21 protein-coding genes are annotated in these 16,355 nt (G+C 31.5%); 9 read left to right on the forward strand and 12 right to left on the reverse strand.

Annotated features, from left to right (window positions below):
- Positions 1 to 41: 41 nt before the first annotated feature.
- Entirely contained in the window at positions 42 to 371 is a 330-nt protein-coding gene (locus LQ675_RS03870; RefSeq protein WP_048541837.1) for a hypothetical protein, read from the reverse strand.
- 63 nt (positions 372 to 434) lie between these two features.
- Positions 435 to 1,868 carry a sucrose-specific PTS transporter subunit IIBC gene (locus tag LQ675_RS03875; protein WP_075577723.1) on the reverse strand — a complete coding sequence of 478 codons (1,434 nt, stop codon included), beginning with the start codon at positions 1,866 to 1,868 and terminating at the stop codon, positions 435 to 437.
- A 236-nt stretch (positions 1,869 to 2,104) separates the two neighbouring features.
- Here LQ675_RS03875 and LQ675_RS03880 point away from each other — a divergent pair, with 236 nt between their 5' ends.
- Both LQ675_RS03880 and LQ675_RS03885 read left to right on the forward strand, forming a co-directional pair.
- Positions 2,105 to 3,046 (forward strand): agmatinase family protein, encoded by a 942-nt coding sequence (locus tag LQ675_RS03880; protein WP_048541833.1) that lies wholly within the window; start codon positions 2,105 to 2,107, stop codon positions 3,044 to 3,046.
- Between the two features lie 28 nt (positions 3,047 to 3,074).
- The gene (locus LQ675_RS03885) at positions 3,075 to 4,298 is read left to right on the forward strand and encodes an Nramp family divalent metal transporter (protein ID WP_239726603.1); all 1,224 of its coding nucleotides are present in this window, start codon (positions 3,075 to 3,077) and stop codon (positions 4,296 to 4,298) included.
- Between the two features lie 61 nt (positions 4,299 to 4,359).
- Here the strand turns inward: LQ675_RS03885 and LQ675_RS03890 are convergent, their stop codons facing one another.
- Positions 4,360 to 4,974, reverse strand: coding sequence for an AAA family ATPase (locus LQ675_RS03890; RefSeq protein WP_239753235.1), 615 nt, complete (start codon positions 4,972 to 4,974; stop codon positions 4,360 to 4,362).
- Positions 4,975 to 5,187: 213 nt separating this feature from the next.
- Between LQ675_RS03890 and LQ675_RS03895 the strand changes: the two genes are divergently transcribed.
- The gene (locus LQ675_RS03895) at positions 5,188 to 5,283 is read left to right on the forward strand and encodes a type I toxin-antitoxin system Fst family toxin (protein WP_107610148.1); all 96 of its coding nucleotides are present in this window, start codon (positions 5,188 to 5,190) and stop codon (positions 5,281 to 5,283) included.
- A gap of 157 nt (positions 5,284 to 5,440) precedes the next feature.
- Here the strand turns inward: LQ675_RS03895 and LQ675_RS03900 are convergent, their stop codons facing one another.
- The gene (locus LQ675_RS03900) at positions 5,441 to 5,812 is read right to left on the reverse strand and encodes a hypothetical protein (RefSeq protein ID WP_075577721.1); all 372 of its coding nucleotides are present in this window, start codon (positions 5,810 to 5,812) and stop codon (positions 5,441 to 5,443) included.
- Between the two features lie 164 nt (positions 5,813 to 5,976).
- On the opposite strand from LQ675_RS03900, the gene LQ675_RS03905 reads away from it, so the two are divergent.
- Complete coding sequence (locus tag LQ675_RS03905) at positions 5,977 to 6,063, forward strand: type I toxin-antitoxin system Fst family toxin (protein ID WP_107611038.1); 87 nt, start codon at positions 5,977 to 5,979, stop codon at positions 6,061 to 6,063.
- 165 nt (positions 6,064 to 6,228) lie between these two features.
- Here LQ675_RS03905 and LQ675_RS03910 read toward each other — a convergent pair whose 3' ends face one another.
- Positions 6,229 to 6,648, reverse strand: a complete 420-nt coding sequence (locus tag LQ675_RS03910; RefSeq protein ID WP_081359308.1) for a GNAT family N-acetyltransferase — start codon at positions 6,646 to 6,648, stop codon at positions 6,229 to 6,231.
- A 744-nt stretch (positions 6,649 to 7,392) separates the two neighbouring features.
- Here LQ675_RS03910 and LQ675_RS03915 point away from each other — a divergent pair.
- On the forward strand, positions 7,393 to 8,193 hold the full coding sequence (locus LQ675_RS03915; protein ID WP_048541824.1) for an ABC transporter permease: 801 nt from the start codon (positions 7,393 to 7,395) through the stop codon (positions 8,191 to 8,193).
- Between the two features lie 177 nt (positions 8,194 to 8,370).
- Here the strand turns inward: LQ675_RS03915 and LQ675_RS03920 are convergent, their stop codons facing one another.
- Positions 8,371 to 8,889, reverse strand: a complete 519-nt coding sequence (locus LQ675_RS03920) for a GNAT family N-acetyltransferase (protein WP_048541823.1) — start codon at positions 8,887 to 8,889, stop codon at positions 8,371 to 8,373.
- Positions 8,890 to 8,995: 106 nt separating this feature from the next.
- On the opposite strand from LQ675_RS03920, the gene LQ675_RS03925 reads away from it, so the two are divergent.
- Complete coding sequence (locus LQ675_RS03925; RefSeq protein ID WP_025905009.1) at positions 8,996 to 9,439, forward strand: YtoQ family protein; 444 nt, start codon at positions 8,996 to 8,998, stop codon at positions 9,437 to 9,439.
- A 52-nt stretch (positions 9,440 to 9,491) separates the two neighbouring features.
- Here LQ675_RS03925 and LQ675_RS03930 read toward each other — a convergent pair whose 3' ends face one another.
- Together LQ675_RS03930 and LQ675_RS03935 are read right to left on the reverse strand one after the other, a co-directional pair.
- The gene (locus tag LQ675_RS03930; RefSeq protein ID WP_078355474.1) at positions 9,492 to 9,953 is read right to left on the reverse strand and encodes a threonine/serine exporter family protein; all 462 of its coding nucleotides are present in this window, start codon (positions 9,951 to 9,953) and stop codon (positions 9,492 to 9,494) included.
- Between the two features lie 10 nt (positions 9,954 to 9,963).
- The gene (locus LQ675_RS03935) at positions 9,964 to 10,722 is read right to left on the reverse strand and encodes a threonine/serine exporter family protein (protein ID WP_048541818.1); all 759 of its coding nucleotides are present in this window, start codon (positions 10,720 to 10,722) and stop codon (positions 9,964 to 9,966) included.
- Positions 10,723 to 10,951: 229 nt separating this feature from the next.
- On the opposite strand from LQ675_RS03935, the gene LQ675_RS03940 reads away from it, so the two are divergent.
- Positions 10,952 to 11,392, forward strand: a complete 441-nt coding sequence (locus LQ675_RS03940) for a MarR family winged helix-turn-helix transcriptional regulator (RefSeq protein ID WP_239726602.1) — start codon at positions 10,952 to 10,954, stop codon at positions 11,390 to 11,392.
- 45 nt (positions 11,393 to 11,437) lie between these two features.
- On the opposite strand, the gene LQ675_RS03945 is transcribed toward LQ675_RS03940, so the two are convergent.
- From LQ675_RS03945 to LQ675_RS03960, 4 genes are all read right to left on the reverse strand, one after another.
- Positions 11,438 to 12,007, reverse strand: a complete 570-nt coding sequence (locus tag LQ675_RS03945; RefSeq protein WP_049319661.1) for a DNA-3-methyladenine glycosylase I — start codon at positions 12,005 to 12,007, stop codon at positions 11,438 to 11,440.
- A 10-nt stretch (positions 12,008 to 12,017) separates the two neighbouring features.
- Positions 12,018 to 12,503 (reverse strand): DUF1648 domain-containing protein, encoded by a 486-nt coding sequence (locus LQ675_RS03950; RefSeq protein ID WP_075577718.1) that lies wholly within the window; start codon positions 12,501 to 12,503, stop codon positions 12,018 to 12,020.
- An 87-nt stretch (positions 12,504 to 12,590) separates the two neighbouring features.
- On the reverse strand, positions 12,591 to 13,805 hold the full coding sequence (locus tag LQ675_RS03955; RefSeq protein ID WP_048541811.1) for a NupC/NupG family nucleoside CNT transporter: 1,215 nt from the start codon (positions 13,803 to 13,805) through the stop codon (positions 12,591 to 12,593).
- A 181-nt stretch (positions 13,806 to 13,986) separates the two neighbouring features.
- The gene (locus tag LQ675_RS03960) at positions 13,987 to 14,196 is read right to left on the reverse strand and encodes a hypothetical protein (RefSeq protein WP_048541810.1); all 210 of its coding nucleotides are present in this window, start codon (positions 14,194 to 14,196) and stop codon (positions 13,987 to 13,989) included.
- Positions 14,197 to 14,397: 201 nt separating this feature from the next.
- Between LQ675_RS03960 and LQ675_RS03965 the strand changes: the two genes are divergently transcribed.
- Positions 14,398 to 15,228 (forward strand): aldo/keto reductase, encoded by an 831-nt coding sequence (locus LQ675_RS03965; protein WP_239726601.1) that lies wholly within the window; start codon positions 14,398 to 14,400, stop codon positions 15,226 to 15,228.
- Positions 15,229 to 15,277: 49 nt separating this feature from the next.
- Positions 15,278 to 16,210, forward strand: coding sequence for an aldo/keto reductase (locus LQ675_RS03970; protein ID WP_048541910.1), 933 nt, complete (start codon positions 15,278 to 15,280; stop codon positions 16,208 to 16,210).
- Positions 16,211 to 16,355 lie beyond the last annotated feature (145 nt).

A 16,355-nucleotide genomic window follows, 5' to 3' on the forward strand; every position in this document is an offset into this window, starting at 1 on the left:
ACCTGTTATGGTCTTCATTGAAAGGTTTTTAACGATGTTATTTATTGTTGAACGAGATTGTTAACGTAATCTTTGAATGCTTCTTTGTCGCCTTCTTCAATATCAATCATTGCAACTTTTCCTTGTGGGAATTCAATAAATAATACACCTTTATCTTCTATTGTAACGGCTTTGATGTCTTGATAACTAAATACTCTTTTATAAGGTTCACCGTTCATATCAACGCTCATAATGACACGTTCGTTTGTTGTAATATATGCCCCTTTAAATTGGCTTTGTTCGCCTACTTTATAAATGATTGTTCCTAATACACTTGGACCAACTTTTTCTGTAGGATATAATTCATTTTCATCAATTTCATTTAATTTCATGTTCAATACCTCCATTTAATAACTACTTCTATTGTACGAAATAATGAGAGGTCATAACAAATATTATGATTGCACATCTCTATATACTTTTCTTCTAGATAATAAAATTGTGACAACAAATGCGACAACAATTGCGATTGCCATACCGATAATATAGTTAAACCAACTACCTGGAGCTATAGAGATAAATCCTGGTAATCCTGCTGTACCGAGTGCAATGGCTTTTACTTTTGTTGCAGCTACATAACAAGAACCGGCACCTGATCCTATTATTGCACCGATAAATGGATAACGTAATTTTAAGTTTATACCAAACATAGCTGGCTCTGTAATACCTAATAATGCAGAAATACCTGCTGCTGAAGCTGTACCCTTCATTTTAAGATTCTTCACAATAAAGAATGCTGCAAGTGTTGCTCCACCTTGTGCAACGTTAGACATTGCTGCAATTGGGAATATAAATGATCCGCCTGTATTTGCTTTATCTGCAATCAATGTTGTTTCTATAGCGATAAAGCTATGATGCATACCAGTAATAACAATCGGTGCATATAGTAATCCAAATAATAATCCACCGATTGCGCCACCCGTTTCATATAACCAAGTTAAACCGTCAGATAAGAATGTCCCTGCAGTTCGTGTAACTGGTCCAACTACTAAAAATGTAACAAATGCTGTAAAGAATAATGACAGTAATGGTGTTAATAAATTATCTAAAGTAGAAGGAATGACTTTTCTAAATCCAATTTCTAACTTAGCAAGTATGTAAGATGCGACTAATATTGGTAACACTTGTCCTTGATAACCAACCATTTTGATAGAAAGTCCAAATATTTCCCAGGTTGGGATTTCGTCGCCTTTTACTAAAGCTTTAGGATAATCATAACCATTCATTAAACTAGGGTGTACAAGTATCATACCAAGTGCTGCACCGAGAAATGCGTTTCCTCCAAACCGCTTCGCTGCACTAAACCCTATTAGAACTGGTAGAAACACAAATGGTGCATTCGCGAAAACATTAATCATATTGGCTAAACTTGCAAACTGATCATGAACATCAATAAATGACGCTTTATCATAAAATAAATCTTTAGCAGTTAAAATATTGTTAAGCCCCATTAATAAACCACCTGCTACAATTGCAGGAATAATCGGAACAAATATATCTGATAACATTTTTACAAATTGCTGAATCGGATTTAATTTCTTAGTCGACTTTTCTTTTACTTCTGATGTCGTAGATGCCTCTAATCCAGTTAAAGATTCCATTTCCGCAAAGACTTTATTAACCGTTCCAGAACCTATAATAATTTGATATTGCCCACCCGTTGAAAAAGTCCCCTTAACAATATCCATATCATTTAATTGGTCTTCATTTACTTGAGACTCGTCTTTTAATACAAGTCTTAATCGTGTGGCACAATGCGCAATAGCTTCAATATTACCTTTACCACCTATTGCTTCAGTAATATTCTGAGCTTCCTTTTTATAATTCATTGATTTCACTCCTTATTTATCCCATTCTTTTTGGTACCGGTACCAAAAAGGGTCAAAAAAATATATTAACCTGATACGATTGTAATCGGTTCCATTAAAATTGTCAACGCTACAAAATTAATCATACTAATTTTAATTAATATGTTCATTTTATAAAATTAATATTCAGAAAAATTTGAAAACAAATGATTACTTTTATATAATGTGAATAAATAATTGAAAGGAGAACTTTTACAATGACAGAACGAATTTATGGCAATACACCTTGCTTTTTAGGTGGTAAAAACTTAACAAAAGAAAAAGATTATTCCACAGACGTTCTCGTATATGGCGTCCCTTTCGAAGGACCTTGCACTTGGGGAGATTATACAGGGTGTGAATTAGGACCGAAACAAATTAGATTATCTTCTGCTAGATATAGCGGATATTTACCTGAATTAGATCACATAGATGTACATAAGCATTTATCCATCGGGGATGTAGGCGATGTTTCAACCGTACCACATGATGTTGATCAAACGGTTCAGAACATCGAAGTATTTGCTGAAGATTTATGGAAATCCAATAAATTTTTAGTCGGTTTAGGAGGCGATCACGGTATCACATATCCGATTTTAAAAGGATTAACGAACACCGGGAAAAAAGTAGGCATTATTCATTTAGATGCGCACTATGATAATATGCCTCACTATGAAAATGAACAATTTGCGCGTAATACACCATTCATGAGGTTATATGAAACAGAAGGCATTCGAAACGAAAGCTTAATTCATACTGGTATTCATGGACCTCGTAACCAGCCTGAAACGGGACAATTCGCCAAAGAAAATGGTGCGGTTACCATCACGATTAATGAAATTAAAGAAACAACTGATTTACGTCAGTTTGCGCGTGATATTTATGCACAGGCAAGTAAAGATGTTGATGTTGTTTACTTAACGATCTGTAGTGATGTACTCGATTTTGCTTTTAATCCAGGCGGACCTGTTGATGGTAATGGTTTAACAAGTTATGAACTTTTAACAATGATTTACGAATTTGGAAAGTTAGGTCTTATTGGTATGGACTTTGTTGAAGTTTATCCAATGCAAGATGCGAACCAAAACTCTGCTCACTTTGTATCAACTGCTGTACTTTACGTATTAGCCGGCCATATTAAGTTTTTAAACAAAGTTTAATGCCTTACAAACGAAGGGATGACAAGATATGACTGAAAAGAGAGAAAGAAGTAAGTTTAGTATTTTTGGTCCTGGAATGATTATTACTGCATCATTTGTTGGTCCTGGTACCGTTACAACCACGACTCAAGGTGGTGCTGGATTTGGATACAGCTTACTCTGGGCAGTAGTCTTCTCAATTATCGCAACGATAGCGCTTCAAGAAATGGTTGCTCGATTGGCTCTTGTTACAAATGAAGGTTTAGGAGAAGCTATACGGGATATTTTTAATCACCAATTACTTAAACTCATCACAGTTTGGTTCAGTATGATTGCTGTAGCAGTTGGTTGTGCAGCATACATATCTGGGGATTTATTAGGGACGTCGTTAGGTGCTTCCTATTTACTTGGCATTCCAGAAAATTATATTGCACCTGTCATTGGTATCGTTATTTTGTTAATTGGGTTAAGCGGTAGCTATGATTTAATAGAAAAAGTTATGACTGTACTCGTGCTCATTATGGGTGTCATCTTTATTACAACAGTTATTGTCATTCAACCAGATTTCGGCGCAGTATTAAAAGGTGCATTTATACCGAGTATACCTAACGGATCATTATTAACAATCATCGCACTTATTGGTACAACAGTTGTACCTTATAATTTCTTCATACATGCTAGCTCCATTCACGAACGATTTAATGGCATTAAAGACTTAAGAATTGTAAGAATTGATACAATTGTTGCGATAGGATTAGGAGGACTTATATCTGCTGCCATACTGATTACAGCAGGAACACTCATCCATGGTAAAGAAGTCACAAGCTTAGTAGAATTATCCGAACCACTTAAACCGGTATTGGGAGACTTTGCACCTATATTCATGAGTGTCGGATTATTTTCAGCAGGTCTATCTTCAGCAATTGCTTCTCCAATGGGTGCTGCAGCAACAATCAGTAGTTGTCTCCGTTGGGAAGGTGGCGTAAAAAGTAAAAAGTATAGACTCGTGTTCGCAATCGTCATTTTCATTGGTATCATTACCTCTTCACTCGGGTTCGAACCATTAGAAGTCTTACTAATCGCACAAGCATTAAATGGCATCATTTTACCACTCATCGCAATATTAATCTTTGTAATCTTAAATAAGAAGAATATGATGGGTAAATTTGCAAACGGCATCGTCCTGAACATCATCGGAATATTCGTCGTACTCGTCGTATCATTTTTAGGCGTCTACAGTTTAATAGATGCTATTCAAAGCTTTATTAGATAAATCAAAAAACCCTTCACTATCACATTAGTGAAGGGTTTTCGTCTTAAAATATAACATTTAATCATCTAATATGCTTAAATGTCGTTAAAATTCTATCGAGTTTTCTCTTTATCCAATTTCTATTTTTTAATAGCTTTAATTGACTCTTTTGAGCGACTTCATTAACAACTTGGTCAACATTTAATTGATCTGTATATATTTTATATTCTGTAACAATATTATCAAAAAACTCAATACAGTCGTCCATTTGAACACGAGCAAACGTTTCTCCCAATTCCAATCTTTTATTTAAACGTCTATTTAAAGTTTTCTTATTTGCATACAGTATATAATGATCTAACCGAATCCCATCTTTTTTTAAGCGTTCAATAATTTCTTGGTAGTACTCAATATTAATGATTGTCATAGGTACAATGATTATACCGTCATATGATTCCGCTACATACTTTAATAAATCATAGTTAAAGTATCTCCATTGATCATGGTCTTGAAAATTATCTTTATGTAAATTCTCAGGTATATTATGACGTATAAAAAAACCTAAATTTTCAGGATCATAAACAAAAGATTTAGATAATCTCTTATTCAATTCAAAAGCCACAGTCGTTTTTCCAGAACCAAATGCCCCATTTAACCAGATAATCATAAGTTCACCCTTTTCTATTGTTAGAAACATTATATCCTTAACTACAAATAATGAAAATCGGTATTGTCAAAAGTGGTATTTAAGTAAAAATTCAAAAACAAAATGCAGTTTACAAAAAATTAGGTACAAATATTAAATTAAACACAATTTTATAATAAAGTTTTTAATTGTCCAAAATAATGATATAATTATATCGTCGCCTAGCTCTATGGCGTAATTCTACATAGAGAGGAGGTGTTGTGCATGACAATTGCTTTTATCAATATCATTGTACCCATTATATGTGGATGTGCAATAGCTTACTTTTCTCATTGGTTAGAGAATCGTAAGAAAAAATAAAAGGCGACATTTAGCCGACACCACTAATAAAACCCCCTCACTACTGCCATAGTGAGGGGGTTTGGTGTTGAGTCACAACAATTGCTTTTGTTAGTAAGATTATACCACCTATTGCATTTCATGTCATCTGTAACATTGTCATTAATGTTCAAAAAATTTATTTACTTTTAGCAATAGACTTTCCCATTTCATTCTTTATGTGACTTGCTACAGTCTGTAATTCAGGAAAATAATTATTAGCAAAACCTATAATAATTTTATTCTTCACAAATTCATTTAATTGTCTATCCTCTGGAATAGTCTGATCTATCAATTCCAAAAGTTCTCTATGATTTATATCATCTAAACTTACATTACCCAAATACTTCATAATAGCTAGCATAAGTTTATCAAATACCTCATGTTCAAAATCAAAATCCAATAATAATAAACTTACAGAGTTTGTCTCTAATTGATTATCACCAATTCTAACTGATAGTTCGCTTATAGCTTGATAAAGTAATCTAAAACTCTCTTTATTCTCAAGCATATTCAAACACCCCTTGATTTTAAAATAATTACTATGTGTATTACCACAATCATCTTCTAAATTAATGATAACCAAAACTCTAAATCAAGTCCAAACTAACAGTAAATGAAACATTGCATTAAAAACTCCCTCACTACGGCAATAGTGAGGGGGTTAATACAGTTATTACTTTTGTGCACATCGTTGCACCCATCATATATGAATGTGCAATAGCTTACTTTTCTCATTGGCAAGAGAATTATAAAAAATAATAGGCGACTTTTAGCCAACACCATTAATAAGTTCAAGCACTACTTCATATAAAGATGAGATAAAATGTTAAATTATAACAATTCTTTCTATTTATTACATAATACCATCTATTACATATCATGTCATGTGTAAAATATACATTAATCACCTTATTTTTATATCTTTCAGAACTCTTTGATACACTTATATCTAATAATTCCTGGATATTTCTCTCCTAAAGAAATAATTTTAAAACCTAGTTTAGTATAAAAACCTACTGCGTCATTATCCGTTTCAGCTACTAACTTCCGTTTAGGGAATAATTGATGAATTTCATTTATAATCTCAGTTCCTAGCCCTTTATTCTGTATGTGATTCTGAATGGCAATATGTTTAATCACAACTTCTTGTTCAGTACTGATTAACCCCACTATTCCTACTATACATTCATTATTACTAACAGAATACAGTTCATTTTCAATTATACTGTAATACTTTTCAACATCTTTTATATTTTCTATGTTCAATATATTTTGAAATAAATCCCTAATAATTGAGTTACTTTCGATACTGGTTATTTTGTTGAATTTTATCAATATCTGCACCTTCTATAGAATTATATTTAACTCTAATATCACACTTTTGATTATTGTTTATTCATCATCAAATATAGCATTAGTATCTTAAAATGGTCTATCTACAACTAAAGTAAGTTAACAATAATACGACTATTAAATCTACGTGACTAAGTCTTTCCCCAGATGCAAGTAATATATGTTTTACTATATAATTATTCTTTGTTCTTCTTTGTTGTTTCAAAAACTTTGCGCAGATAATGTATAATTTCCAAAATAAATAATAAATCACAAAATCAATTGAAAATATAAAGAGTATTTTTATCATAAATACCTCTCCTAACATTAATCACTTCTTTCATTTCAATATAAGTAAATAATGAAGATAAAATATTCTACTTGATTTCAAATATCTTCGATTAAAACTCTCTTTATTAATAAGCGTAACCAAAGATAATAATAAATAATATAGACATTACTATATTTGTTACTAATATCGTTCTAAATAGCTTTTTGGAAACTTTTCTATTATACCTCTTTAATCCATATACCTGTACCCACGTGTTAAATGCAGTATATCCTATGATAAATAAAAAGATGATTAAAAATTGCAATGCAATCACTCCCAAATACACCTATTCTACCTATGACTCACTACGTTTAAATTAATTTTACATCAAACAGCACCTACTTCAAAACAATATTTACAAATAAATGGAATTATAGTTAAATTATGTAAAAATAATAAATATTAAATAAAGTAGGCGCACGTGTATGTCATCTTTTGTATTCATTTTAAAAGAACAGGTTAAAAATATTTATTTAATTAAAAGGTTAGCTAATTTTGAAATTAGAATTGCAAATACGAATAACTATTTAGGTACGGCATGGGAGTTAATAAACCCTATGATCCAAATTGCAATATACTGGTTCATTTTTGGGCTAGGATTTAGAAGTAATCAGCAAATAGAAGGTATTCCCTTTATTTATTGGTTAATAGTTGGAATAAGTATGTGGTTTTTTATTAATCAGGGGATCCTAGATGGAACTAGGTCTATTAGTATGAAATATTATCAAGTAGCAAAAATGAACTTTCCAATTTCAATATTACCTAGTTATATCGTAGTGAGTAAATTTTATAGTCATTTAGTGCTATTGGGTATTATAACTTTAATATGCTTTATTGCTGGATTTACACCATCTATATATTTAATACAATTATTAATATTTATTCCATATGCACTTTTACTTTCGATATCTATAGCTATATTTACTTCGACTTTAAACGTCATAATAAGAGACACTCAAATGATTATACAAGCTTTAATGAGAATGCTATTTTTTGTATCGTCTATTCTTTATCTACCAGATAATAAAATTGTCATAAATATCATCAAATATAACCCTATTTATTTTCTTGCTGAAGGATACCGTTCAGCGATTCTATATAAAGAATGGTTCTTTATTAATAATTGGGATTTAGTGATATATAACTTTGTTTTTCTGATAATAACGTTTGTAATTGGTGCATATGTTAACTTTAAATATAGAGATTACTTTTCAGATTTTATGTAGAATTTATTATCTCTATTGCGATTTTCATAATAAAAAGAGACCTGAAATTAGGTCTCTTTTTTATATATCATCTTCTATTTTTTTCTTTTACGGTTAACCAAATAATAACCATAAAGTCCGCAAGCTAAAATAAATAAAAATATAAGCATATTCTACCCCCCTATATTATATTTATCTCTATATTTCTGTCTCAACGATATAGTCGGTTGATATGTCATTACCGGCTACGAATTGATGAGATCCTACTATTTTATAGCCATGCTTAGTATAGAATTTGAGTGCTTGGTGATTATGTTCCCATACGCCTAGCCACAGTTTTGATTTTTGTTGTTCTTTAGCAATTTCAAAGGCTTTTTTCATGAGTTCACTGCCGATTCCTTTTGACTGAAATTGTTTATACATGTATAAACGTTGTACTTCTAGATAGTCATCTCCCATTGGTTCTGTTTGTGCTGATCCAATGTTGAGTTTCATGTATCCTGCGATTTCTTGATTGATTTTGGCAAAGAAGTACCATGATTCTTTATTTTGCAATTCACTTAAAAGTGTTTCATGATTGTATGCTTCTTCAAAATATTGATTCATATCTTCTTGTGGCATGTCGTCTACAAATGTATCTTTAAAAGTCGTTCTACATATTGTTGATAAAGCTTCTATTTCATTTTCTTGAATAGCTGTTATTTCGATTGTATGCATATTGAGAGCCTTCTTCCATACTATTTTATTAATATTTTTCTAATCATATCAAAGAAAACGATTGTTTTAAATATGTTAAACTAATAAAAAAGGAGTGAATATTCGTATGACAAATTTAACGATTTATTTAGCAGGACAAATTCATGATAATTGGAGAGAAGAAATCACTCAGAAAGCTGAACAACATAATTTACCACTAACGTTTGTTGGTCCACAAACCAACCATGATCGTTCTGATAATATTGGCGAATCTATTTTAGGTGAACAACCTAATAATTATTATAAAGATAATGCCGCTTCTGATATTAATAATTTTCGTACGCAAGTATTAATGAATAAAGCTGATGTTGTCATTGCTTTATTTGGTGAAAAATATAAACAATGGAATACAGCAATGGATGCTTCAACGGCGATTGCTTTAAACAAGCCGTTAATACTTATACGACCAACTGACTTAATTCACCCGCTTAAAGAGTTATCTAACAAAGCTAATGTAACTGTTGAGACAGTGGATCAAGCATTAGAAGTACTTAAATATATTTACGAATAAAAATAAAAGGTTATGACGCTTATTATTTACAAATACATGCGTGATAACCTTTTTATTTAACTTTATTTAATTGTCGATGTTTCTTATATTTATAGTAAACTTTCGATAATAAATCTGCTATGAGTAACCCAAGTGCTATTGAACTTGAGATAAGTGCAACTTTTATCATCGTAATTAATGCTTCATGATAATCATTTAATACTAAATTTTTAATCGCTTCATAGGCTGTGCCACCTGGTACAAGTGGTATGATACCAGGAATAATAAAGAGAATAACTGGCGAGAAGAATTTTCTACTCATCATATGCCCTGCCACACCTATAAACAAACCGCCTATAAATGAAGATTGTACGTCAGAACCATTAACCATCATACCCGTTTGAAAAGCAACCCACCCGATGGCACCAACTATACCAGCAGGGGTTAATAAATATTTAGGTGAATTAAATAATAAAGCAAATAAGAAAGCCGTACCAAAACTAAATACAATGTTTAATATTATCGTTATAATCATAATTCACCTCTTATGAGAATATTAACAACACGATACCTACACCGACACCAATGGCAATAGAAGTAAAGGTTGCTTCTAATCCTTTAGATATACCCACTAATAATTGACCTAAAAATAAATCTTGAATCGCATTTGTTATGAGCACACCTGGAACGATCGGCATAACTGCAGATATAATCGCAATATTTAACGCATCTCCTCCAAATAACATTTGATTATAAATGGCGATTAATGCGATGACACTCGCGGCAATAATTTCTGCTATAAATTTAACACGTGTCCATGAATGTAGAATTTCTACTATAGAATAACCTATTGCACCTCCAATAAATGTGGCGATGATATCTTCTTTATGTCCACTAAATAAATATAGGAAGAAAATTGAAATAAAACCTGCAGCAATCATTTTAAACGGTAACGAGTATGGTAATGGGGATTTATGTATAGTACGAATACGCTTCAATGCCTCTTCAGCTGATATTTGCCCTTTATCTAACATTCTAGAAATATTATTCACGCGATGAATATTACCTAAATTCGTATCTCTTTTACTGACTCTATATACTCTAATATTGTCGTCTATATCTAAAGCGAAATTTATAATTGTTGAACTGACATAACATTGATTATTCGGATATCCTAATCGTTTAGCCATTCTATACATTGTATCTTCAACTCGAAAAGCCTCCGAACCCGCTTCTAACAATACTAAACCAGCATTCATCACAATTTCTTGAACTATAGATTTAGGATAGCGTTGTTGATTCATATACTACACACCTCACTTTATCTTTATATATATAATAGAGTATCAAAAATAACATTACAATCGGACTTTTATTTCTATAAAATTCAATTTTATATAAATGCGAAAACTGAGATTTTATAAAACTGTATTGAGTGCGATAATTTTTTCTATTTTATGAACATTTCGTAAATAACTTGACTTTGTTTTCATTTCATAATAGGCTTAATTTTGACGTAAGGAGGATAATAAAATGGATATACCACCAATCAACAAACAACTTGGATTCATGTTATATGTTGCGTCAAAAGAGCTTATAAAAAAATATACACCAATATTGAAGAAATATAATCTAACTTATACAGGTTATATCGTTCTTGTAGCTATAGATAAAAACGAAGTAATCAATATTAAAACTTTAGGCGACAGACTATACTTAGATTCTGGGACTTTAACACCACTTTTAAAGAAACTTGAAGAAAAAGGGTTCGTTAATCGCGAAAGAGCGATTAATGATGAGAGAAATTTACGTGTTTCTTTAACTAAATTGGGTATCAAAACGCAAGGCCAAATCTTAGAAGATATCTATCAAACATTCCAAGATTTAAACATGGATATTGATCATTTTAACGAATTACGTGATTCAGTTGAAACATTTATTCAAACAAATCTTAATAATGACAAAGATGCATAATTTTGAAATAACATAAAGAGGCTGGGACAAGGTTTAAACATTGTCTCAGCCCTTTTTATTTCTATTATAACTATGATATGGACAAGTGATGAGATGGTCATCTATTATACCGATACTTTGTAAGAAAGAATACATGATTTTAGGACCAACAAATTTAAAACCTAATTTCTTTAAGTCTTTGCTTAATTTAATAGAAAGATCTGTTTCTGCCGGCACTTCTGACATGTCATGCCATTCATTTATAATTGGCTCGCCATCTACATATGACCAAAGAAAATCTGCAAAACTGCCATATGTTTGTTGTATTTCTTGAACTAATAATGCATTACTTTTTACGGACTTTATCTTACCTATATGTTTAATAACATTATATTCAATTTTAATGTGTTCTAATGCTTCATCTGTTAACACTGCACATTGATCAATTTTAAATTGTTTAAAAGCTACTTGATATGCTTCTCGCTTTTGAATGACCGTTTCCCAAGAAAGACCAGCTTGTGCACCTTCTAATGATAGCATCTCAAAGATGTAATCATCATTTTTATTAATTCTACACCATTCATTTTCGTGATATTTTTTCATTAAATCACTATTTGGCCAAGTACATTCTGACATATATTTTCACTCATTTCGTATTTTCATTTTTATCTAACATATAATTTCGAGCCATAAATATGATAATCGTCACGCCTATCACACTTAATATAATGATCGTTTCCCATACACCCAACTTAAAAGGCATACCAAGCGCTGTATATAAGTCTTTAATGACGAGAAATGTAAATAATGCCATCATTTCGAATTTGATAAAGTAAATTAATAATTTAGCATTTTCTATTTGGGCTTTATTTGGTTGATCATAAAGTGATGGAACATGTATGTATTTATCTATCTTTGGATTACTGACTAAATAATGAAGTATAAGCCATATCAATAATCCTAATACAGGCATAAAGAATATAAAAGTCTTAGTCGACCATGCATCTGCATTTCCTGCAAAATTATAATGACTCGGTATTTTGTCAGGTAAATCGGCAAAGTTAATCATAATTAATATAATAGAAATTAACCACAAAACAATACTCGATATATCTAATACTTTTTTGAGCATGATATATCCCCCTTTATAAAAAAAGCAACAAGTACATTAAATGTGCTTGTTGCTTTTAAGTTTAAACTTTAAAAGTGTTTATTGAACTTACCAAGCAAATAATCCAACGAATGCTGCTGTTAACAGCGATACTAAAATACCTGATAACAACATCATTGGTACGTATTTAGATACGAAATTAGATACATCTTCTTTAACGATACCTTTCAAAGTACCTATTATCATACCAATAGTAGAGAAATTAGCAAATGATACTAAGAATGTACTAATTACTGCTGCTCTATGTGTTGAATATTCACTTATTTCTTTACTAATCGTGCTCATAACAACAAACTCATTTGTTACTATCTTAAGTGCCATTTGTTGAGCAACTACCCATGCTTCCCCAACTGGCATACCAAGTAAAATTGCGAATGGGAACATAAAGATTCCGAGGATATACTCTAATCTTATGTTTGGTAAATATGGAATTGGATCCATAATACCTAGTAATTTATTAATCAAGTCCGCAATCGCAACAAATGCGATAACAAATGCGATAATGATTAATACAAGTTTACCTGCATTGATGACTGAATCACCTAAAAATGAGAAGAATGGCTGTTTTTCCCCTTCGTCTATCTCAGCCACAACATCATCTTCTGGGTCTAAATCAAACGGATTTAAAATTGTTGTTACAATAATCGCGTTAATGATGTTTAATGGTATTGCCGTTAATACATATTCTCCTGGTATCATCGTGACATACGCACCAACAATTGCCCCTGATACAGAACTCATAGACATCATTGCAAGCGTAAGTACTCTGACTTTATTCATAGATGTTAATTGTTTAGATGAAACTGCTAAAGCTTCCGTATTTCCTAAGAACATCATTTCAATTGAGAAGAATGACTCAAATTTAGGTTGTCTTGTTATTTTTGAAATAACCCAACCTAACATTGAAATAAATTTTGGTAAAATACCTAAATACATTAAAATATCGAATACTGGTACAACTAGTAAAATTGGTAGTAACGCTGAAACTGCCATATCCATTTTCCCTGGCCCTGGTGCTGTAAAGCTACCAAATGCAAATCCAATTCCCGAAAAAGCAGATTCTAAAAGCCATGATACGCCATCAGCCGCACCTTTAACGAATCTCGCTCCGAAAGAAAATTGTGTGAAGAACCATGCTAATACTAAGTTAATGACAATTAGTATTAAGACTGATTTCCAATCAACATTCTTTTTGTCTCTAGAAAAAAGAAAAGCGACACCAATGAATACCAACAAACCAATTATGTTGATGATTAAAAACATTGTTTATTGTCCACCCTTTTCGTTTAATTAAAAGCATCATTATTATAACATGCAACTTAAAAGTATGTTACTACATTTTTACATACTATTTACGATTTTTATATAAATAAAAAAACGAATAAACCATCAAGGCTTATTCGTTGAAGTTTCAATCATATACATTTTTACTCGTTAAATTTAATTATTTAGAATATTGATCAAATTGATTAATAGATTGATCGCATTTCATACTGATAGCTAAATATACGATATAACCAGAAACCAGTACCATGATTAAAGCATAAACTGTTAATACATAAATATTAGAAATAATTGCCGTATTAAACAGTACCAACATGAGTATCATGATTGCATCTATAATGCTTAATGATATGACACATACACGCTCCATTTTAACCCTTCTTTTCTCAATAATTTGACTCTAGCTATTAGCTACTTATCTTGCGCAATGAGATACATCTTACTACATTCACTATATGAATTCAATACGTTTTCCAAAATATTTATAAGCTGATTATTCCTATCAACAAAAATAGTTATGATATAGTTTACAAGTGTACAGTCATTATATTTATTTAGGAGGCATTTTATCATGGAAAATTATCATTTAAATGATGGACAAGTGTTACCGCAAGTAGGATTTGGTACGTATAAATTGAACGGATCATCTGGTGTGCATGCAATCGTAAACGCATTAAACAATGGATATCGCATATTAGATACTGCATATAACTACGAAAATGAAGGTACTGTCGGAAAAGCGATACAAGAAAGCCATGTTAGTCGCGATCAAATTATCGTAACATCAAAGCTACCTGGTCGTTATCATAGTTATGATCAAGCCATTACTGCTATACAAGAATCGATTTATCGATTAGGTGTAGAATATATTGACTTATATTTAATTCACTGGCCAAACCCTAAACAAGGCAAATATGTAGAAGCTTGGAAAGCACTCATAGACGCACAGAAACTTGGCCTTATTAAATCTATAGGTGTATGTAATTTCTTAGAAGAACATATTGATACATTAGAAAAAGAAACTGGTGTACTACCTGCAGTTAACCAAATAGAATTACATCCTTATTTCAACCAAAAAGATGTACTCGAATATCATCAAGAAAAAGGTATTATAATAGAAGCTTGGAGTCCTCTAGGTCGCGCTTCAGAAGTTATAAACGATAAAGAAATTGGTAAAATCGCTGAAAAATATAATAAAACAATTCCACAAATCATTTTAAAATGGCACATTCAAAATGGTATTGTCCCAATTCCAAAATCAACATCTAACGAAAGACAACTACAAAATTTAGATGTGTTTGATTTCTATTTAGAATCAGAAGATTTACACGCAATCGATGCATTAACTAAAGCTGATGGACGACTTAAAGATCAAGATCCAGCAACTTATGAAGAATTTTAATTCAAACTTATTCAAATTTAAAACAAACAATGAGAAAAGGATGATTGAAATGGCAAAACGCGTAAAATTAGGTAAATCAAATATTGAAGTTAACCCAATTGGTTTAGGAACTAATGCTGTTGGCGGTCATAATTTATATCCAAACCTAGATGAAGAACAAGGTAAAAATGTTGTAAGAGCTGCCCTAGACAATGGCGTTAATTTATTAGATACTGCTTTCATCTATGGTCCTGGAAGATCAGAAGAACTTGTCGGAGAAGTCGTTAAAGAATACAATCGCGAAGATGTCGTTATCGCTACTAAAGGCGCTCACTACTTTGACGGTGATGATACGAAATTATCTAACGACCCTGAATTTTTAAAAGAACAAGTTGAAAACAGCCTTAAAAGATTACAAACTGACTATATAGATTTATACTATATTCACTTCCCAGATGATGAAACACCTAAAGACGAAGCAGTTGCAGCTTTACAAGAATTAAAAGATGCTGGAAAAATTAAAGCAATCGGTGTTTCTAACTTCACTTTAGAACAACTTAAAGAAGCCAATAAAAATGGTAATGTAGATGTTATTCAACATGAATATAATTTATTAAATCGTGAGAATGAACACATCTTAGAATATACCGCAGAACATGATATTACATTTATTCCATATTTCCCATTAGCTGCAGGATTATTAGCTGGTAAATATGATGAGAATACAACATTCGATGATTTAAGAGCAGAAAAACCAGAATTCCAAGGTGAAGCTTTTAAAGAAAATCTAAAAAAAGTAGACAAACTTAGAGAAATCGCTCAAGAGCATGGCGTAGACGTAGCGCATATTGTGTTAGCATATTATTTAACAAAACCATCATTAGATGTGATCATACCAGGCGCTAAACGAGGCGAACAAGTTATCGACAACTTAAAAACATTAGAAGTGAACTTAACAGAAGAGAACATTCAACTCATAGAATCACTCTTCCCAATCGCATAAGTTTGATAAGAAGGCTGAGACAGGAAAAATTGTCTCAGCCTTTCATTATGTGACAGTGTGTTAACTTTCATTTTTTATGAATTCTGGTAATTAGAGGGCGGTCACTAAGGGACATTTCTCAGAATTCTGTCTCTAACACCTACTC

This window comes from Mammaliicoccus sp. D-M19 (assembly GCF_022386695.1).
Taxonomy (GTDB): domain Bacteria; phylum Bacillota; class Bacilli; order Staphylococcales; family Staphylococcaceae; genus Mammaliicoccus; species Mammaliicoccus sciuri.